Here is an 18412-nt window from a genome sequence, read left to right as displayed (position 1 = left end):
AAAAAAAAGGCTGCTAACGTCTTATAAAGTAGACATTAGCAGCTTCTAATACAATCAATCTTTTAATTTAAATAAGATAACTTACATAAGACAACCTAGCTTTATAGCTGACAGTTGACACTATATTCTTGGCCATTAGCCATACGCACACTCATCACTCCAAAGTCTGCTTTGGTATGCCAGTCATAGCTCATCTTAGGATCAGTAGTATTGACATAGCGCGCGCCAGAAGCCGATACCGCTTGGTTTAGCGTTAACTTTTTATTATTAAGACCGACTTTAGGCAAGGTTACGTTTAGGTTAGCTACTTGACCATTCGCCGAATAAGCAGCGCTCACTTGACCATTATCATCACAGCTTAAAGTCTGCATCTGATTATTGCCCATCATAGGCGCGTTAGTAGCACAAGCGGTTAAAAGTAGCATAGCAGGGATTGTAGCCAGTAGCTTTTTCATAAGAGTCCTTATTGGTAAAGTATAAAGTAAAAAGCGAATTATCAAAAAAGTTATAGTAACGCAAACTAAAATAGTTATTGTTAAATATTGCTATAAGTTGTTGTGTTTAAGCTATTAGATCGCCTTGCTCTGCCAGCGCTTATTATCTTGTCTAAAGTACGCCGTCATTATCATAGGCGCAAGAATACTGAGCCAAATACCATAAGTGATAGATAAGCCTTGAGCAACGGCGACATAGCTGAGCGCAATAACGACTGTAGCGATAATAATAGCCACAATATTGTAGCTTGATCTTCGGCACATTAACGCTCGAAGCAAGGTCAATGTCAGTAAAAAACCAAACAGCATAATCATTAACAGTCCCATAGCATAAGGCTGGGTGACTGCTCGATTTAGAGTATCTGCCCGCGCATCAGTGACTAAGTTAAGGGCGCTCCCAAGCGCGGCAAGACTGGCAAAAACAAAAAAATGACCGTAGCCAAATAAAAATAGATCATACCGGCGACGCTCATTATCCAAAATAGTGCCAAAAGGAATGGTAAAATACAGCCACCATAACGCAAAAACAAGTGCGACCAAGCTTGACCCTAATAAAATAATAACACTAGCAGCAGAAGCAGAATTGACTAGAAAATACTGAATACTGTTACTGACGCCGAGCACACCCTCCCCTAAAACAATAATAGTCAATAGACCATAACGCTCGCCAATATGCTGCGGATGCCAGTTAAGATTTTGCGCAGCACGTGCCCATAAGGGCATCACAAGCTCTGCTAGTATAAATAAAAATAGCGCTGGCGTTTGTATTGAAGCGGGCAAGAATAGCCAGATAATCCAAAGGCTTTGCAAGGTTAGCAGTCCTACCATACTACGGCCCGCCACCCGCTTGTGGCCTTCCACTTGCTTATAGACTCGCCACCACTGACTACAGCTCGCCAGCCGCATAATGGCATAACCCGTCACCCCTATCCATGTCAGACCTTGCTCAAAGAACTGATTGATATTCGCCGCGATCATCAATGAGCCGAGCATTTGTAGCATCACTGCTAGGCGATAATACCAATCATCGGGGTCATAACCTGAGGCAAACCAAGTAAAGCTTGTCCAAGCGTTCCATAAAATAAAAAAGGCCACAGTAAAGGTCAAAAACCCTGAAAAATCATGCTCCAGCAAACGCTGATACAGTCCACTGGCAGCAGCGGCAACCGCTATGACATAGACTAAGTCAAACAACAACTCAAGGGTGCTCGAGGCGCGATTGGGCTCATTAGGATCGCGAGCACAAATAGTATTGATAGCAGGCACAGTGATAGGCATACGCTTAGAGACAGGGATCATGGCTTATATTTCAATTGAATAAAAGATGTGCCACCCTATTATTTTTTGGTGGTGTATCAAAAAGTATGCTGGGGTAATAAAGGAAGGGTGACAGCCGAAGCAAGATGATATATTTGAGGTTATGAAGACACAAATACAGATCAATTGCCCCGACTGTCACAGTCTTAGTCTAAAGAAAAATGGCATAAAAAGCTATGGCAAGCAGAACTACCAATGTAAGGACTGCAAACGTCAGTTTATTGGCGATCATGCAGTAACCTATAACGGCTGTCACTCTAGAATAGAAGATCTCATACGACTGATGACTGTCCGAGGTTGTGGTGTTAGAGACATAGCCGTTATAGCCAAGGTTAGCATCGGAAAAGTGCTTAGCACCATAGGCTCATCCATTTACAAGATTGTACCTAAGAAGCACTATTATGAACGCTTAGAGGTTGATGAGTTCTGGACTTACGTGTATCGCAAGAAGCGTAAAGTCTGGCTCATCTACGCTTATGACCGTGCTACTAATGAGATTGTCGCTTATGTCTGGGGCAAACGTGACCTAAAAACGGCTAAGAAGTTAAGAACACGTTTAAAGCAGCTTACAGTCAGCTATGGCTCTATCAGTATGGACAACTGGGACAGTTTTATAACCGCCTTTAAAAGTGATAACAAACGAATTGGCAAACAGCATACGATAGGGATTGAAGGCAATAACTGTCGTCTTAGACACCGATTGCGTCGAGCGGTTAGAAAGACTTGTTGCTTCTCAAAAAAGCTTGATAATCACTTTAAAGTATTCGATCTGGTGTTCTTTTATGTCAATTATGGCTACGTCTGATGCCAGCATACTTTTTAGAACACCACCTATTTTTTTAATGAAAAAGCTACTGATTTATGGCCGATCCAATTGACCCAGCTGACGGGAAACAAACGCAACTGCAAGCGAATAATATTGGCCATAATGCCAGGCACCACTAAGAACTCCCTGTTTTCTACGCCCTTGAGCATTGACTTAACCGCATCCTCTATCTTTAGCTCTCCTGCCAGTTTTTTCATGCCGACCCCAGCTTTTGCCATCACTCCTACTTCCGCTTGAGTCAGCGGCGTATCAATGGGCGGCGGTGCAAAGACGGTAATATCGATACCTAAAGGTTGCCACTCGTAGCTGATCGATTGCATCATGCCCCAAATAGCAAACTTGGAGGCGCTATAAGAGCTGTAGCCATAGCTGCCGGTAAATGATGCCAATGATGCGGCAACCATGACCTGCGCGCCGCGAGATAAAAAAGGTCTAATTGCAGCTAGTACATTGCGCGTACCAAATAAATTAATGTTAATCACCCGCTCAAACTGCTCTTGACTCATCTCATCAAAAGTCCAAGGGCCGGTGACACCCACAAAATGCATCAGGATATCAGGAGTCGATAAGTTTGCCGCAGTAGCCATCTGCTCAGTAGTCATCTCCGCATCAGTCACGTCGAGATTGTAATGGCTAATTGAGGCATTATTGACATTAAGGCTTTGCAAGCTAGCCACAGCATCATTGAGAGGTTGCACATCAAACAGTACTAGATTTGCGCTCAATTTAATCAGTTGCCTAGCTGTTTCAAAACCAATACCTGAGGCCGCACCAGTAATATAAATCGTCTTATTCGCAAAATAGCTCATTAGGCAATTTCCTTCTGCTTAGCGGCTTTTGGACTATTGGCAACTCCTTTTTGTAAGGAGCCAAATTTAGCTTCCCCTATCAAATGACTGACTTTGTGACCGGGAATTAACCAAAAAGGCGTGGCTTCACTACTGGACGCACAGTTGGGGAAATCAGGATTTTTTGAAGGGCCAGCAATGGTTTTTTCGATAATCATTGAGATATATTGATCAGTGCTGTCCTCTAAAGTGTTGCCATTTAGAATCACTTCCATATCGGTATCTTTGGCATAACGGCGAATGGCATTAACCTTAGAATTTATAGGCGCATAAGCATCAGCGCCGACGCCATTTTCTGAGGTAACACGAATACCATCAGGGACGCGCGCAACTAAAGAGTGATTGCCTTCGGTATGACCAGGGGTATGAATCAAAGCCAAACCTTGACCTAAATGCAAGCTACTAGTAAAGGTGATGATCTTGCCTGCATCGACCCCTGCTACGCCGTTGGGGCAATACCAATCCGCTTGCACCGGCAATAATCCTTGCACACTTTGCCACTCTTTTTCGTGTACCAACAGCTTAGCATTCGGGAAATAAGCTTCTCTTTTTTGATCAGTAGTATTGCTACCTAACCACCCGCGCACATCCTGCGTATGCAGATGATCATAGCTAATATAGTCAATGTCAGCCGGCTTTAAACCGACCTCTGCCAAGGCTTGCGTGACATCGCGAGTAATAGGCGCAACTAGGTTTTCAAGAGGCGACCAATTGGGCATTTTATCAGTGAGACGTTTAAAAAACGGCGTTTCACGATCGGCATCAATATCGGAAGGTGAGAATAATAAGGTTTTTAATTCGCCTAAAAAGTCATAATACTGAATGATAAAGATGCGGTTTAGGATATGTAGATAAGGAAACTTATAAGTGCTTTGGGTGTAGACACCGCTATAGGCGTACCAAGTCGGATAAGGCACTCTGACCATGTCAGCGCTTTGATAGTAAGCGACGCAAGGCTCATCCATAAAACGCTCTCGAAAAGCTTCGGCTTTTTTGCGGACGGCTTTTAGACGCTCCTCTGGCAATGGACTTTGACGCACCCCATCAAAATCATCAATGGTTTCTATGCCATAAGCTTGTAGGTTCACACTATACCTCCTTGTTATAAAACAATATTCCCATATTGATAAAAGCTATTACTAAAATAATATAGCAACCTGACTATAAAATTAGTAGCGGCTTTTTAGTACCAAGCAGTTTCTAGACTAAGCTACTAACAGAACAAGCTATTAAAACTAGCTATCAAAACTTGTCCCAATAAGGATCATCACCGAAACGCTCAGCAATAAAGTCAATTAGATAGCGACAGCGCTGTGATAAAAATCGATTTTTGGGATAAACCGCGTAGGCACTTAAAGTTGGCAATTGATACTGCTGCAAAATAGGCACAAGCTCGCCACTAGCCAAGGTTTTATAAGTAATAAAAGTGGGTAGAAAAGCAATCCCATGCCCTTTTACTGCCATCTCTCGTAAAAAATCGCCATTATTCGCTTTAATTTTTGCGTTTAAGGTTAATTGATGTTTTTTACCTTGCTCATCTATCACTGTTATCGTGCTGGTTTTATTCATACCGTATTGCAAAAACTCATGATTTTTTAGATCATCAAAAGTCTCGGGTACTCCCATTTCCTCCAAATATTGGGGACTGGCACACAATGCGTAGCGTATCAGCGCTAAACGTTTGGCTTGATAACTCGAGTCTTGCAGCTCTCTAATGCGAATCGCTAACTCAAACCCCTCTTCAATCAAGTCAGTATGTCGATCTGAAAAATCCAGCTCAAATTTTAGATCAGGGTGTCTATCAGCATATTCATCGATAACATCGTTTAGATGCATCAGTCCAAAGGACAACGGCGCTGTCATCTTTAGCGTGCCTTCAACTTGCGTAGGCGCCCCGCTGGTTTGTTCATTGAGCGCATCGACCTCATTTAGGATGCTGCAGGCTTGCTGATAATAATGCTCGCCGGCTTGCGTCAAGTTTGATTGCCGTGTGGTGCGGCTAATCAGCTGCGCTCCTAAGCGCGACTCTAGCTCTTTGAGACGACGACTGACCGCAGACTTGGCAATATTTAGCTGATCCGCGGCTTTGGTAATACTCCCCGCTTCCACGATTCGTACAAACATCGCCATATCTTCTAGCTGTCCCATATCAATTATCCTATTTTAGTCATTCGATTTTTAGTCATTCGATAGTAATGGCGCTATTGTTCTTATATTTAGAACTTATAATTGTAATTATCAGCGTTTATTCAAATAGCGTCAATGATTATAATGATTTTATTAAAAGGTGGTTCACACCTTACAACCAACATTTGGAGAAACATAATGGATAAACTACAACAGTTAAGCGCCCCTATTGGCCGTCTGTTTTTATCGATGATTTTTATCTTTTCAGGGTTTACGAAGATTACCGGTTATGCTGGTACTCAAGGTTATATGGAGTCAATGGGGGTACCGGGCATGTTGTTACCTCTAGTTATCGCGGTTGAGCTTTTTGGTGGTCTTGCTATTCTCTTTGGGTTTAAAGCCCGCTTTGTGGCTATTTTATTGGTCGGTTTTAATATTATATCAGCGCTTATTTTCCATCAGTTCTGGATAGATGAGTCACAGATGAACCCATTTATGAAAAACATCGCTATGGCTGGTGGGTTTTTGATGATATTTGCTCACGGCGCAGGAGCTTATTCGATTGATAATCGCGGTTACCGTAACACTCATAAAGTATAGTAGAATATTCGCTCTATCAAGTATGGTTTTAATAGGCTAATTAAGGAGTTGCTATGAGCGCGCCCACCAATATCGCCCTAATAATCGGTAGTTTACGAACAGAGTCGATCAATCGTAAATTTGCAGAGCTTATGGTAGCGCAAATGCCTGAGAGCGTAGTTATAGAAGAAGTAAATCTTGCCGATTTACCTATTTATAATCAAGATTATGATGATAAGGTGATTGACAGCTACGAGCGTGTCCGCAAACAGCTCAAAGCTGCCGATGCGGTATTGATTGTCACTCCAGAGCATAATCGCACCATGCCAGCTGCTCTAAAAAACGTCATTGATATCGGCTCGCGTCCTTATAAAGAAAACGTTTGGGCGGCCAAAAAAGTAGCAGTAGTCACTGCCTCTCCTAGTACTTATGGCGCAAGAGATAGTGGTTTAGATGTACGTAAAAGTATGCAAATGCTAGCGGCACAAATGATGATCAGCCCTGAGGTCTATTTAGGTAATGCGGCCGACAGCTTGGATGAAGACGGCAACGTCAGCGAGCGCACGCAAAAATACCTGCAAAGATTTGTCGATGCATTTGTACTATTTGCTGGAAACGACAGTGAATAACAAGGTAGCTGATCACAGTACTACCGATCTAAATGCTGAGCCGCCAAGCTTTTGGCAACGCTACCAAGCGCCTATCTTGCTCACAGTAGTGGGCGGCGCTATCGATACTATTGGCTTTATCACCCTTTTTGGCTTTTTTACTGCTCACGTTACGGGCAACTTAGTATTAGCGGGTAGCGGTCTGGTCAAAGGTGAAGACGGCTTATGGATTAAGCTGGCCTCCGTACCCTTGTTTATCTTGACGGTGGTAGTCACTAAGCTATATATCGATAATAGCCGCAAGCCTGCGTTAGTGCTGAGTCATTTATTTTTGGCAGAAGCGCTGTTTTTGAGCGCCTTTATGATTGCAGGATTATCTTTTCAGCCTTTCACCGATGCCGATAGTCTCACCGTCGCGTTAACAGGGGGCTTGGGCTTAACAGCGCTGGCTATTCGTAATACCGCTAGCAAAACCGTTATTAAAGGCATGAGTCCTACCGTGCTCATGACAGGTAATACTACGCAATTAGGGATTGGACTGACCGACTACTTAGGCAATAGAACGGCTGATAATGCTAGAAAACTCGCCAATAGCTCAGCCTTGGTCATCAGCTTTGTGGTTGGGGCGCTATTAGGTGCTCTGCTTTATGTGCAATTGAGCTATTGGGCAGTCGGCTTATTTGTACTACCCGTAATCTATTTATCCTTTTTGGCTCGTGATTCAGAGTTTTTACAACATATCGGTTAAATCTTCAACGCTCACTCCTTTTAAGCTTATACCTTTCAAATAGAAACACCCTATTAATTTCTAATCATAAATTTATTGTCTTCAGTTTGTGTAAAGCCGTATCAAAGCCTTATTGTTCTTAAAGTAAGAATTTACATTTGTTTTTTATCCGGTTTATCTCTTTTTAATCAACATATACACTGACTACTCATTCATAGTAAAGGGAAGTAATTATGTCTAATTTCAATGTTGATCAAGTTAAAGCAGAAGGTAGCGACAAGCTGTTGACACCTGATAATAGCGTTTTTATGTTTATCGACCAACAGCCGCAGATGTATTTTGGTTTGCAAAGTCATGATGCCAATGCTGTTATGAACGCCATCGCAGGTTTAGCCAAAACGGCGAAAGTTTGGGATATACCGTCTATCTTAACGACGTTGACCACTGATGATTTCACCGGTGAGATACCTCAGCAGCAAAAAAGAGTCTTTGAAGAGCATACGCCAATTGATCGAACCGGGCTCAATGCTTTTGAGGATCAGCGCGTGGTTGATGCGGTCAAAAAGACCGGTCGTAAGAAAATTATCATGTCAGGTTTATGGACGGAGATCTGCGTACTACTACCTGCAATATCAGCAGCCGATCAAGGCTATGATGTCTATGTGGTAACCGATGCTTGCGGCGGCGCTAGTAAAGAAGCCCACGATATGGCGGTTATCCGTATGGTAGAAGCTGGGGTAACGCCAGTGACTTGGATTCAAGTGCTGTGCGAGTTACAACGTGACTGGGCGCGTGAAGAGACTTATGATGATGTGATGAATATCGTCAAGGAACATGGCGGTGCTTATGGTGTCGGCGTACAGTATTACTATAATCCACCAAAAAACATCGTTAATAATCTCTAAAACAGTCATCCAAGCATGATTTAATAGATGATTAAGATAAATTTAAAACACAACAATAAAAAACGCCATGCTAAAGAGTATGGCGTTTTTTTATAACTCGATTTTATAGCTTGACAGTATCAGGCTTTAGAGTCATGAAACACCGAATTGGCTTGGTATTCTGGATGCTTATCGATGTATGATTTTACATAAGGACAAGTCGGTTTAACCCGTAAGTTTCTAGCCGCGGCATTATCCAAGATAGTCTTGACTAAGTAGCCGGCGATACCTTGACCACTAAGCGACTCGGGTACTAAGGTATGCTTATATTCAATACCCTTTTCGCCTGTCGACGTGGTAAAAAACTCATAATCTTCAAAAGCAACCTGATCACCAATATGAATCTCAAAGCGGTGCTGTTGTTTATTATCGATCACCTCATACTGCTTGGTATGTAGATTTGACATAGTTTCCCTCTTTTTATAGTTAATAATTAATCCGAAAATAAATGCTAGCAGATCATGCTAATTTTCGCACTAACATTATAGTACGTGATTTTTATCCTATTATTGTTCTAATAATAAGAATAGTTAATTGCTATTTACCTAGTTTATCTAACTTATAGTAACAATTATAATAGACCCATAGCTTAAACAAGCCAAGTTATTATTAATTTGCTTGAAAAAATAACTAAGGATAATTTATGAAAACAATCTATCATGCAGCAAACTCTCGCGGCGATGCCAATCACGGTTGGCTCAAAAGTAAGCATACTTTTAGCTTTGCCAGTTATCATAATCCAGAGCGTATGGGCTTTGGTGCGCTACGCGTCATCAACGATGACTTTGTGATTGGCGGTGAAGGCTTTGCGAAGCACTCACACCGTGATATGGAGATTATCAGTATCCCACTAAGCGGAAAATTGGCTCATGGCGATAATATCGGTAACCAAGGTGTCATTGAGACCGGCGAGATCCAAGTAATGTCAGCAGGTACCGGCATCACTCATAGCGAGATGAATGGCGATGCCAATGAGCCGGTGAAGTTTTTACAGATTTGGGTCATTCCTAATAAAGCAAGTGTCGAGCCACGCTATCAACAGGTGCGTATCGATGAGCAGATGAAAGCTAACGAATTCAATCAAGTGCTCTCGCCAAACCCCGATGATGCTGGCGTGTGGATTCATCAGGACGCTTGGTTTCATATGGGTCATTTTGATAAAGGCGTTACGCAAACGTATCAGCTAAAAGAGGCTAATAATGGCGTTTATGTGTTCGTAATAGAAGGTAAGGTCACTATCAACGGTAACGTTTTGGAAACTCGTGATGGTCTTGGTATTTCAGATACCAAAAACTTCACAATGGATGCAAACGAGAATGCTAGAGTATTGTTAATGGAAGTACCTCTTTACTAAAAAAGTTACTAAATAAATTACCAATAAGTCGTTAAATAATTTATTAAACAAGAGTACTAAACTCTATCAATCCATACAAACCGTAGTGTTAATTTATAACTAACTATTCAATACTCTTTAGTTATACAAAATTAGCTCTCAAAAATAAGAGGTGAATGATGAGTATTCAAACCCTAGAGCCAAGGTTGGCTGATGTCGGCGGTATTCCAATTGCGCGCTTGTTGCCAAATAAAGGCAAGCAGCCTATCGGTGCCTGGTGCTTTTTGGATCATGCCGGACCTGCTGAATTTGGTGCAGATGAAGCAGGAATGCAAGTGGGTCGTCATCCGCATACCAATCTACAAACTTTTAGCTGGATGCTTAATGGCGAGGTACTGCACAAAGACAGCTTAGGTAATGAGCAAGTGATTACCAAAAACCAAGTCAACGTCATGACTGCCGGTACTGGCCTAAATCAAGGTATCAGTCATACGGAACAAAGTGTCTTTCCAGATACTGGCGGTTCAAGCGATGCGGCGCGCGCCCTTAGCATGGTACAGCTCTGGATTGCGCTACCTACCGATCAGCAGATTGAGCGCGGCTTTCATCATTATCCTGAGCTGCCGACTTGGACTGAGGACAGTATGGAGATGATCCTAACTACTGGTAGCTATACTAATACTTCAGGTCAGCATTTCGAAGCACCTACTATTCAGTACTCAAAACTGGTTGGTATCGACGTTTATTTTACTGAAGATGGCGAAGCTACGCTGAATTTAGAGCCAGGTTTTGAGTATGGGATTTTAGTTTCAGAGGGTGAAATAGAGTCTGAGGGTCTTATTTGTAAGCAAGACCAGCTCTTTCGCTTTCACGATAGTGATGTCGCTAATAACGAGAGCATTAAGATAGCGGCAAAAAAAGGCACTCGCATCATGTTTATCGGCGGTGAACCCCTTAATAACCAAGTACTGCTATGGTGGAACTTTGTCGCTGATAATAAAGAAGAGATTGAGCAATCAATCATCGATTGGAATAACGGTCATGAGCGCTTTGGGGAAGTCGATTCTGATATGAAACGCCTGCCTGCACCTGAACTGCCCGAAGGTTTTAAAGGCTAAAATAAGCAACGGCTAAGTAAAATTAAAAGCTATAATTAATTAAATTATCTATCAAATCAGATAGTATTCATTAGTTTAATTACAAAAAACAGATATAGACTGAGTCTAGTTTTATTTACAATAGTTTTTGATTTTGGCCGCTGCTTTTATTTTACTAAACACAATTTAGGTAGCATCTAATCACCTATAAATTAGTTAGGTATAAACTAATAAAACTCACTAACTCTTGGAGAAAAACCATGTCAGACCTAAAAAAATTACAACAACTAGCCGAAAAGCGTCGCTCTATCTATGCGCTTAACGATCAATTACCTGTCTCAAAAGATGAGATCGTAAAGATGGTTGAGCATGCTATCTTGCATACGCCTTCAGCGTTTAACTCTCAATCAACGCGTATCGTAGTATTGTTCGATACGGATCACAACAAGCTTTGGGATCTTACCGAAGAGACTCTACGAGATATCGTTGGTGACGAAGAGAAGTTTGCTCCTACTAAGCAAAAAATTGGTGGTTTTAGAGCTGCTGCCGGTACGATATTGTTCTTTGAAGATCAAACGGTAGTCAAAAACCTACAAGAAGCGGCACCTTTATACGCTGATAAATTTCCTATTTGGGCCGAGCATACTAGCGCCATGCATCAGTATGTGCTTTGGACAGCGTTAGCTAGCATCGACGTTGGTGCAAACTTACAGCATTACAACCCAGTAATCGATAATAAAGTCGCTGAAACTTGGGGTATCGATGATCATTGGGATCTTACTGCGCAATTGGTATTTGGTGGTATCGAGCAGCCAGCAGGCGACAAAGAGTTTCAGCCAATAGTGGAGCGTATGAAAGTATTTGGTGCGTAATGCCTGACTGATATCGTTTTAGGTTCAATTAAAGATGATGACCAGCTTAGTTCTGGTCATCATTTTTTTATTGGTAATATCTATACAGGACATTATCAAATCACCTCATGATATGCTGTTACAAATAAACCCAGCCCATCTACCTACCCAAAATCCGATAGCAGCGCTGAATAACGGGCGCATCTATCATCTGACCTTTTATTTTAAAAACCGCCTTTTCGCTACGCTCATATTCAGCTATCACCTCTTTAGCAAACTCAATTTCACTGTCAGTAGGTTGTAGAGCCGTAGACACCACCGCTACTTGCTTAGGGTGAATACAAAGCATGCCGGACATACCCATCTGCGACCATAGTTTGACTCGCTCAGTAAGTCCTTCACTATCCTTAAAATTTGGATAAATAGTGTCGATAGGCGCGGCTAACTGATGCACTGTTGATGTTAGAATCAACTGATAGCGAATTTGACTCGCGATAATATCTGCCGCGGGCGTACCGACTTGCACCCCTAAATCATTACATAGATCCAAGAACCCATAGCTAAAAGCGGCCAAGCCAGTGGCTTTAGCTATCGCCTCTAACTGATAAAGGCCAAGCGCACTTTCGATTAAGGCAATTATGGGTAAGCCCGTAGCACTATGCGCTTGCTCTATATCTGCATGCTGCTCAGCTTTTGCCAGTATTATGCCCGCTAAATTTGGCAACTGACGACACAGCTCTATATCTCGATCGAACTCTGCACTACCCGCTTTATTAATCCGCAGCCAGACCGAAGCTGAATTTTCATCGCTGAAATACTCAAGCAAATCCTCACGTGCCTGCGCTTTATCCTCCAGCGCCACTGCATCTTCTAAGTCAATGATAACAGCATCAGCACCACTAGCAAATGCTTTAGCTATTAGCGTAAGCTTAGTAGCAGGGACAAATAACCAAGTCTTTATTTGGTCTATAATTTGTTTATTATCATTAGTATTAATAATAGTCATTTATCTAAATGCCTCAATAAGCCATTGAAAAGGTATGGAGTTGAAGTATAGGCTGATAAACTAGCTTGGCTATTAAGTTACTGGTTAATCTAGCTTATGCTCTTTACTTATAACGCGCTATTACCTTCTCAAGAAGTTTAATCTTAAGCGCCATATTATAAAAACCAATCATCATAATTTTTAGGAAATAATAACATGTTTACACATATAGACTATTATGCTGGCGATCCTATCTTAGGCTTGATGGATAAGTTTGTCAGTGATAATAATCCACATAAAGTGAATCTAGGGATTGGCATTTACTATGATGAAGTGGGCGAATTACCGGTTTTGGAATGCGTAAAGACTGCTGAGCGCCTGATCGCTAATCCTATTACTCCGCGGCCTTATCTACCGATGGCAGGTTTGCTCGGACATCGCGTGGCCTGTCAAAACTTACTGTTTGGCGCAGGCTCGCAAGTGCTGCAAGAAGACCGCGTGGCTACTATCGCTACTTTAGGCGGTTCAGGAGCATTAAAGGTTGGGGCAGAATTTATTCATCAGTTTTTTCCGCAGTCTAAGTGCTATGTAAGCGACCCCACTTGGAGTAATCATATCGCCATCTTTGAGGGTTGCGATATCGAAGTGGGCAGCTATCCTTATTATGATAATGCCACTAGCCGCTTAAAGTTCGATGAGATGCTTAGCTTTATCAAGCAGTTAAATAAAAACGACGTGGTGCTTTTGCATCCTTGTTGTCATAATCCAACTGGCGTAGATTTGACGCCTGAACAATGGGATCAAGTGCTGAAAGTTATGAAGCAGCAACAATTGATTGCTTTTATGGATATCGCTTATCAAGGTTTTGGCGAAGATATGGCTCAAGACGCTTATGCTATTCGTCAGGCGGTGGCGATAGGCTTGCCTGTATTTGTGAGTAATTCATTCTCCAAAAATCTCTCGCTATATGGTGAGCGTGTGGGTGGATTGTCGGTAGTTTGTCCAACTAGCGATGAAGCAAAGCGGGTCTTTGGTCAGCTCAATTATACTGTACGTCGTATCTATACTTGCCCGCCATCGCACGGTGGTCATGTGGTCGATATAGTAATGAATGATGAAGAGTTGCATCAGCATTGGGTCAACGAGGTTTATGCTATGCGCGACCGTATTAAGGCGATGCGTTTAAAGCTCAAATCAGTATTACAAACTAAGCTTCCTGAGCGCAATTTTGACTATCTTACTGAGCAAAAAGGTATGTTCAGTTTTACCGGTTTAACTCCTAAGCAGATTGAACGTTTGCAAAGTGAGTATGGAGTGTATTTGGTATCAAATTCGCGGATGTGTATGGCAGGACTTAACGTTAGTAATGTTGATTATGTGGCTGAAGCGATGGCAAGGGTGTTAGAGGATTAAATAAAAATACCGCCATGATAGACTGCTCTTATAATTATAAAAACTCATAAGAGCGGTTCAATCGTTGCGGTATTTTACATCATTACTGTTAATTAACGAACCTGAGCATTAGCCAGATTAGTTTCATTAATCTCAACTTTATAAACCAAACGCAGATAATCTAGATAATCTTGCAATTGATCTTGTCCCAAATTATCACGGATAATCGAGGCCGTTTGCGATTTTTCTGCTGCTGATAATTGTGATTCGCCCTGCGTCTCTATATGATCACCGACCAGTACAGACGCTCCTACCTCTGTAGCACTCGCTATCGCCACTACGCCATTCATAGGCGCTTGCTTACTAAAGGCTAAACCACGCTCTTTTTCAGATAATAAGGGCGTTTGACGATTGATCTCACCCAAAGCCTGAAAGCTTACTGGTTGCTTAGCAATATCGTCAGTAGTCTTGATAGCCGCGGCTAGCTTTTTGGCATCCGCTAGAGCCATAGCGCTGGCTTTTTGTTTGCGTAATGTCTGAGTGATAGTTGGCGTAGCTGCTTTGAGGCTTAGCGTCTGAGTTGGACGGTAGTTACTTGGCTGCGCCCATACCATACCATCACCTACCTCAATACCGGTAGTGACGGCTTGATCTTGAATAGTAAATTCATCAAAAGCCTGCTTAATGACCGCAGGTTGTGCCAGTGCTGAAGTATTATTGTTTTTGCTGTAATCTTTGATACGCTTAAGAGTAACACCTTCTTGCTGAGCAATATCTTCAATACTAAAACCATCTGCCGCTAGATCATTGATAGCAGTGACTTTATCTGCATAAATAGTCTGGCGCTTATACTCTTTAGCTTTTGCCGTCAGCTCCTCACGCATGCTCTCCATACTGGCAATGTCGCTACTATTATCATCCGTAACTTTGAATATCTGATAACCAAAGCTAGTTTTTACTGCCGGGCTAACCTCTCCTACTGCCAGGCCTTCAAGAGCTTTTTCGACGGTAGCGGCGTCATTGCCAAACACCGAAGGGTTAAAGCGGCCAATAGCGCCGCCGTTAGCACCAGTAGGATCATCAGAGTACTGCTTGGCAAGCGTGGCAAAGTCTTCGCCTTTTTTAAGACTAGCAAGCACTTTATCCGCGCGAGCCTTGGCATTATCGCCCGTTAATAGAATCTGACTAATCATTCGCTCATCACTAACGCCAAGCTGTTGCTTGTAGCTTTCATACTGCTGTTGCAGCTCCTCTGGCGTCACTTGATTGACTTTAATGTTAGCAGGTGTCAGCTGGATATAAGCCAAATCGACCATAGCGGCGCTTTTGAGTTTGTCTTTATTGGTATTATAGTAGCTTTCAATCTCAGATTTGCTGATCTTGACTTGCTGCTGGTAATCTTGCCAATTAAAGCGATGCAGCCATACTTTACGCGTCTCTAGTTGCAAATCAATGAGCTGATTGACCGCGCGCATAGGATAAATAGCCGTCCCTACAATACTGGCATTGAGCTGATCGAGACTTAACTGATTGCGAAATTCAGCAAAAAGCTGATTTTTAGTCATCCCGCGCTGTCGCAAAAAGTTTGAAAACTGCTCATTAGAGAAGTTACCATCAGCGTCTTTAAATATCTCTTCTTGCAATAACAAGCGATTGATAGTGTCATCAGAGACCGTCATGCCTAACTTGCCAGCCTGCTGCTCTAATAAGGTGCGATCAATAAGACCTTTTAACACTTGCTCATGTAAGACGTCTTCATTCAACAGACTAGCATCTTCTATCTGCTCTAATAACTCACTGCGGCGGCTATTAACCGCAGATTGATACTCGCTAAGCCCAACACTGGCCTCTCCTACCTGAGCGATTTGGTTAGGATCAGTATTACCACCAAAATAGCTCTCAACACCTAATAGCGCTAGCGGCGCTAGGCATAACATCAATAAAATGCGACCAGGCCAAGTTTTCAAAAAATCGCGCAATTTATCCATAATTATTTCTGCTTTATTAACCCGTGTTGGTAAGACCATTGATAAGAATATCAGTCATTAGAGGACTGGCAATGGTAGGAATTATCAATAATAAAAGGCTGATGTCAAATTTTGCTTGATGCTTCGTTTATCTGTGAAGCTTTGAGACATGCGCGCCTATGATACGTGATTTTTACGATAGACTCAAAAATATTCGCTCAGCGTTTGCTACATTTTTTGGGCACAAAAAAAGCACCTGTATTAAAGGTGCTCTTTATCACTATACGCAGTCCAGTTTTTACTATTATCTTAGGCTGTCAATACAGTAATTAGCAATGAAGCTAAGCGTCAGCTTAGTTCAAACGCTCTTTTAGGTTTTTACCAGCTTTAAAGCTTGGTACTTTGCTAGCTGGAATAGCCAACTCTTCACCAGTCTTAGGGTTACGGCCAGTACGTGCTTTACGGTCTTTTACGCTAAAAGTACCAAAACCAACCAATGAGATACTCTCACCAGCTTCTAATGCTTCACCAACGCTTTCCATAACAGCGTTCAATGCATCACCAGCTTGGGTCTTATTTAGGCCGCTTTTGTCTGCAATGCTATCGATTAATTCTGACTTATTCATAAAATTTCCTTCAAGTTTAAGGGCGGTAAAAAACGTTAACCTTAGGTATTGTAGCGCTCAAATACTGCTTAAGCAATAACAACCACTTCAAGCTTACGTGTTTGTGAGTGACACTTCATTATGGCCTTTATATCAAGGCAGCATAGGGAGCGCAAGCGATTTTACATTTTTTTGCTTACTGCACAACGTATTTGTCACTTAACTTTACGCAAAAAATCGGTAACTTTATTACTGATATTTACTATAGCGCTGTATTTTGTTACTAGTTTGTGACGCTAAGCTGTTCTTTTACTTACTATTTACTATCAATACTACTGATTAGTATTTATAAAAACATGGATAAATCAGCAACAATTCGATTACTGACACTAACAAACAATATTTTTATGATGGAATGGGTAAAACGTCGTCGTTGGCCTTTTATACTGGCTTGTGCCGATTAACCTTCAGTCAGTAACCTAGCTTTTTTGTTATAGACGATACACAAAAAACGGTTGTTAAAGCTATTTGTGTTAATTTATGGCTAGTAAGAAGCAGCAAAGAGTTAGATTAATTTTGACAATAATTATTTTTACGCTACTCTTAGCGACCATTTGCATTATTATTGCTCTATCTTTAACTCCTTTATAACCCTTAATCATAAAAACGGATACTCTACATGAAGCGTTCTACGTTATCTCACTCTCTGCTAAATATCATTCTGGTCTTTATTGAATCAGCAATGACGTTACTATTACGCTTAGATCCTGAGCTACGTAAGGCGGCCTATCCCCTCGCCAAGCAAAACACCGTAGTTTGCTTACGCCTGTATCTTCCGCATGTAGAGGTTTTTGCAACCTTTAGCAATAAAGGGGTTTTACTTGACGCCAGTTTGCCTATCGATCGCAGTGAGCCTGATGTCATCATCAACGCTTATAGTATTCAGGTGCTTAATGCGCTAACTACTCACGATGTAGAAACGACTGAGAAGCTACAGATGCGCGGTGAGGTGGTCCAAGTTCAACTGGTTAAACAATTTATCATGCAGATGGGTGTAGGCGGCATTATTCAAGGACTTATCAAAAAGATAAAAGGTAGCGATAAGACCAAAGCCACTGACGCAGAAAAACAAGAAAAAGCAGATAATTATAAAGCGCGGATTGCTGAGCAGCAGACACAGATAAATACTTTAACAGTAAAAAATCGCGAGCTTGAAACGACTGTCAAAGAGCTGGAGAGTAAACAAAAAATGCTCACTATTACCGCGATAGTAGCCGCTGTCGTTGCTCTAATCGCTATTATTGCTTTATTTATGATGTAATTTTGCAGTTACTTGTGATATCCATAAATTAGATCTACAAGCAATTTTGGTCCTATACCTTTTATTCAATAAGCTAACTGTCAAAGTAGGCTTAAAACTCAATAACTTCTAATAGCCTAGTAAAACTAATAGCATAGTAAAACAATACTAGTTCTAGTCTTGTCTCTCCTTCTATTTAGCGATTAGTAGTCATCCAAAGCATTACTAATCGTTAATCATTTTTATCAATATTAGTCTTTAATTCAATTAACCATTCCACCACATTTTAATCTTGACTAAATTACTCAGGATTAAGTATAATGGCTCTATCGCAGCATGAACCGGGTTAACCTTCTGTTGTGTAATAGCCATAACGTATGGCGTTGACTTATATTATATCCAATATATTGAA

The 18412-nt window shown here is 41.6% G+C and carries 19 protein-coding genes; 10 read left to right on the top strand and 9 right to left on the bottom strand.

Annotated elements, in window-relative coordinates; genetic code table 11:
• Positions 1-101 precede the first annotated feature (101 nt).
• Complete coding sequence (locus M0N77_RS03635) at positions 102-455, bottom strand: MliC family protein (RefSeq protein WP_353103622.1); 354 nt, start codon at positions 453-455, stop codon at positions 102-104.
• Positions 456-569: 114 nt separating this feature from the next.
• Entirely contained in the window at positions 570-1793 is a 1224-nt protein-coding gene (locus M0N77_RS03630; RefSeq protein ID WP_353103620.1) for a low temperature requirement protein A, read from the bottom strand.
• A 121-nt stretch (positions 1794-1914) separates the two neighbouring features.
• On the opposite strand from M0N77_RS03630, the gene M0N77_RS03625 reads away from it, so the two are divergent.
• Complete coding sequence (locus tag M0N77_RS03625; protein WP_353103619.1) at positions 1915-2616, top strand: IS1 family transposase; 702 nt, start codon at positions 1915-1917, stop codon at positions 2614-2616.
• A gap of 26 nt (positions 2617-2642) precedes the next feature.
• Here M0N77_RS03625 and M0N77_RS03620 read toward each other — a convergent pair whose 3' ends face one another.
• The 3 genes from M0N77_RS03620 to M0N77_RS03610 form a co-directional block, all read right to left on the bottom strand.
• On the bottom strand, positions 2643-3446 hold the full coding sequence (locus M0N77_RS03620) for an SDR family NAD(P)-dependent oxidoreductase (RefSeq protein ID WP_353103617.1): 804 nt from the start codon (positions 3444-3446) through the stop codon (positions 2643-2645).
• Positions 3446-4573 carry a hypothetical protein gene (locus M0N77_RS03615; RefSeq protein ID WP_353103615.1) on the bottom strand — a complete coding sequence of 376 codons (1128 nt, stop codon included), beginning with the start codon at positions 4571-4573 and terminating at the stop codon, positions 3446-3448. Before M0N77_RS03615 ends, M0N77_RS03620 begins: the two co-directional genes overlap by 1 nt.
• Before the next feature lie 154 nt (positions 4574-4727).
• Entirely contained in the window at positions 4728-5633 is a 906-nt protein-coding gene (locus M0N77_RS03610) for a LysR family transcriptional regulator (protein WP_353103613.1), read from the bottom strand.
• Between the two features lie 177 nt (positions 5634-5810).
• On the opposite strand from M0N77_RS03610, the gene M0N77_RS03605 reads away from it, so the two are divergent.
• The 4 genes from M0N77_RS03605 to M0N77_RS03590 all read left to right on the top strand — a co-directional run bounded on the left by M0N77_RS03605 (position 5811) and on the right by M0N77_RS03590 (position 8431).
• Positions 5811-6212 (top strand): DoxX family protein, encoded by a 402-nt coding sequence (locus tag M0N77_RS03605; protein WP_353103611.1) that lies wholly within the window; start codon positions 5811-5813, stop codon positions 6210-6212.
• Positions 6213-6265: 53 nt separating this feature from the next.
• Complete coding sequence (locus M0N77_RS03600) at positions 6266-6820, top strand: NAD(P)H-dependent oxidoreductase (RefSeq protein WP_353103609.1); 555 nt, start codon at positions 6266-6268, stop codon at positions 6818-6820.
• Positions 6783-7547 carry a YoaK family protein gene (locus M0N77_RS03595; RefSeq protein WP_353103607.1) on the top strand — a complete coding sequence of 255 codons (765 nt, stop codon included), beginning with the start codon at positions 6783-6785 and terminating at the stop codon, positions 7545-7547. Before M0N77_RS03600 ends, M0N77_RS03595 begins: the two co-directional genes overlap by 38 nt.
• A gap of 212 nt (positions 7548-7759) precedes the next feature.
• The gene (locus M0N77_RS03590) at positions 7760-8431 is read left to right on the top strand and encodes an isochorismatase family protein (RefSeq protein ID WP_353103605.1); all 672 of its coding nucleotides are present in this window, start codon (positions 7760-7762) and stop codon (positions 8429-8431) included.
• A gap of 119 nt (positions 8432-8550) precedes the next feature.
• Here the strand turns inward: M0N77_RS03590 and M0N77_RS03585 are convergent, their stop codons facing one another.
• Positions 8551-8877: a GNAT family N-acetyltransferase gene (locus M0N77_RS03585; RefSeq protein ID WP_353103603.1), complete on the bottom strand. Its 327-nt coding sequence runs from the start codon at positions 8875-8877 to the stop codon at positions 8551-8553.
• A gap of 236 nt (positions 8878-9113) precedes the next feature.
• On the opposite strand from M0N77_RS03585, the gene M0N77_RS03580 reads away from it, so the two are divergent.
• The 3 genes from M0N77_RS03580 to M0N77_RS03570 all read left to right on the top strand — a co-directional run bounded on the left by M0N77_RS03580 (position 9114) and on the right by M0N77_RS03570 (position 11772).
• Positions 9114-9824 carry a pirin family protein gene (locus M0N77_RS03580; protein ID WP_353103601.1) on the top strand — a complete coding sequence of 237 codons (711 nt, stop codon included), beginning with the start codon at positions 9114-9116 and terminating at the stop codon, positions 9822-9824.
• Between the two features lie 158 nt (positions 9825-9982).
• Positions 9983-10921: a pirin family protein gene (locus M0N77_RS03575; RefSeq protein WP_353103599.1), complete on the top strand. Its 939-nt coding sequence runs from the start codon at positions 9983-9985 to the stop codon at positions 10919-10921.
• Positions 10922-11160: 239 nt separating this feature from the next.
• Entirely contained in the window at positions 11161-11772 is a 612-nt protein-coding gene (locus M0N77_RS03570) for a nitroreductase family protein (RefSeq protein ID WP_353103597.1), read from the top strand.
• Between the two features lie 139 nt (positions 11773-11911).
• Here the strand turns inward: M0N77_RS03570 and M0N77_RS03565 are convergent, their stop codons facing one another.
• Complete coding sequence (locus M0N77_RS03565) at positions 11912-12757, bottom strand: CoA ester lyase (RefSeq protein WP_353103595.1); 846 nt, start codon at positions 12755-12757, stop codon at positions 11912-11914.
• A 195-nt stretch (positions 12758-12952) separates the two neighbouring features.
• On the opposite strand from M0N77_RS03565, the gene M0N77_RS03560 reads away from it, so the two are divergent.
• A complete protein-coding gene (locus tag M0N77_RS03560; RefSeq protein ID WP_353103593.1) occupies positions 12953-14149 on the top strand; it encodes an amino acid aminotransferase in 1197 nt (398 codons plus the stop codon).
• Positions 14150-14241: 92 nt separating this feature from the next.
• On the opposite strand, the gene M0N77_RS03555 is transcribed toward M0N77_RS03560, so the two are convergent.
• On the bottom strand, positions 14242-16116 hold the full coding sequence (locus tag M0N77_RS03555; RefSeq protein ID WP_353103591.1) for a SurA N-terminal domain-containing protein: 1875 nt from the start codon (positions 16114-16116) through the stop codon (positions 14242-14244).
• A 332-nt stretch (positions 16117-16448) separates the two neighbouring features.
• Positions 16449-16721, bottom strand: a complete 273-nt coding sequence (locus M0N77_RS03550; protein WP_025647025.1) for an HU family DNA-binding protein — start codon at positions 16719-16721, stop codon at positions 16449-16451.
• Between the two features lie 658 nt (positions 16722-17379).
• Between M0N77_RS03550 and M0N77_RS03545 the strand changes: the two genes are divergently transcribed.
• Positions 17380-18021, top strand: coding sequence for a hypothetical protein (locus tag M0N77_RS03545; protein ID WP_353103589.1), 642 nt, complete (start codon positions 17380-17382; stop codon positions 18019-18021).
• Positions 18022-18412: the final 391 nt, after the last annotated feature.

The sequence above is a fragment of the Psychrobacter sp. AH5 genome (genome assembly GCF_040371085.1).
Classification (GTDB): Bacteria; Pseudomonadota; Gammaproteobacteria; order Pseudomonadales; family Moraxellaceae; genus Psychrobacter.
Note: the sequence above shows the minus strand (reverse complement) of the source record. Positions and strands in the feature narration are given on the sequence as shown.

What these genes read in the sequence shown, in the direction of transcription:
- M0N77_RS03610 (WP_353103613.1), bottom strand. Translation starts at nt 5,633, where the DNA reads ATGGGACAGCTAGAAGATATGGCGATGTTTGTACGAATCGTGGAAGCG.
- M0N77_RS03595 (WP_353103607.1), top strand. Translation starts at nt 6,783, where the DNA reads ATGCATTTGTACTATTTGCTGGAAACGACAGTGAATAACAAGGTAGCT.
- M0N77_RS03570 (WP_353103597.1), top strand. Translation starts at nt 11,161, where the DNA reads ATGTCAGACCTAAAAAAATTACAACAACTAGCCGAAAAGCGTCGCTCT.
- M0N77_RS03585 (WP_353103603.1), bottom strand. Translation starts at nt 8,877, where the DNA reads ATGTCAAATCTACATACCAAGCAGTATGAGGTGATCGATAATAAACAA.
- M0N77_RS03620 (WP_353103617.1), bottom strand. Translation starts at nt 3,446, where the DNA reads ATGAGCTATTTTGCGAATAAGACGATTTATATTACTGGTGCGGCCTCA.
- M0N77_RS03635 (WP_353103622.1), bottom strand. Translation starts at nt 455, where the DNA reads ATGAAAAAGCTACTGGCTACAATCCCTGCTATGCTACTTTTAACCGCT.
- M0N77_RS03560 (WP_353103593.1), top strand. Translation starts at nt 12,953, where the DNA reads ATGTTTACACATATAGACTATTATGCTGGCGATCCTATCTTAGGCTTG.
- M0N77_RS03630 (WP_353103620.1), bottom strand. Translation starts at nt 1,793, where the DNA reads ATGATCCCTGTCTCTAAGCGTATGCCTATCACTGTGCCTGCTATCAAT.
- M0N77_RS03580 (WP_353103601.1), top strand. Translation starts at nt 9,114, where the DNA reads ATGAAAACAATCTATCATGCAGCAAACTCTCGCGGCGATGCCAATCAC.
- M0N77_RS03625 (WP_353103619.1), top strand. Translation starts at nt 1,915, where the DNA reads ATGAAGACACAAATACAGATCAATTGCCCCGACTGTCACAGTCTTAGT.
- M0N77_RS03565 (WP_353103595.1), bottom strand. Translation starts at nt 12,757, where the DNA reads ATGACTATTATTAATACTAATGATAATAAACAAATTATAGACCAAATA.
- M0N77_RS03575 (WP_353103599.1), top strand. Translation starts at nt 9,983, where the DNA reads ATGAGTATTCAAACCCTAGAGCCAAGGTTGGCTGATGTCGGCGGTATT.
- M0N77_RS03600 (WP_353103609.1), top strand. Translation starts at nt 6,266, where the DNA reads ATGAGCGCGCCCACCAATATCGCCCTAATAATCGGTAGTTTACGAACA.
- M0N77_RS03605 (WP_353103611.1), top strand. Translation starts at nt 5,811, where the DNA reads ATGGATAAACTACAACAGTTAAGCGCCCCTATTGGCCGTCTGTTTTTA.
- M0N77_RS03545 (WP_353103589.1), top strand. Translation starts at nt 17,380, where the DNA reads ATGAAGCGTTCTACGTTATCTCACTCTCTGCTAAATATCATTCTGGTC.
- M0N77_RS03555 (WP_353103591.1), bottom strand. Translation starts at nt 16,116, where the DNA reads ATGGATAAATTGCGCGATTTTTTGAAAACTTGGCCTGGTCGCATTTTA.
- M0N77_RS03550 (WP_025647025.1), bottom strand. Translation starts at nt 16,721, where the DNA reads ATGAATAAGTCAGAATTAATCGATAGCATTGCAGACAAAAGCGGCCTA.
- M0N77_RS03590 (WP_353103605.1), top strand. Translation starts at nt 7,760, where the DNA reads ATGTCTAATTTCAATGTTGATCAAGTTAAAGCAGAAGGTAGCGACAAG.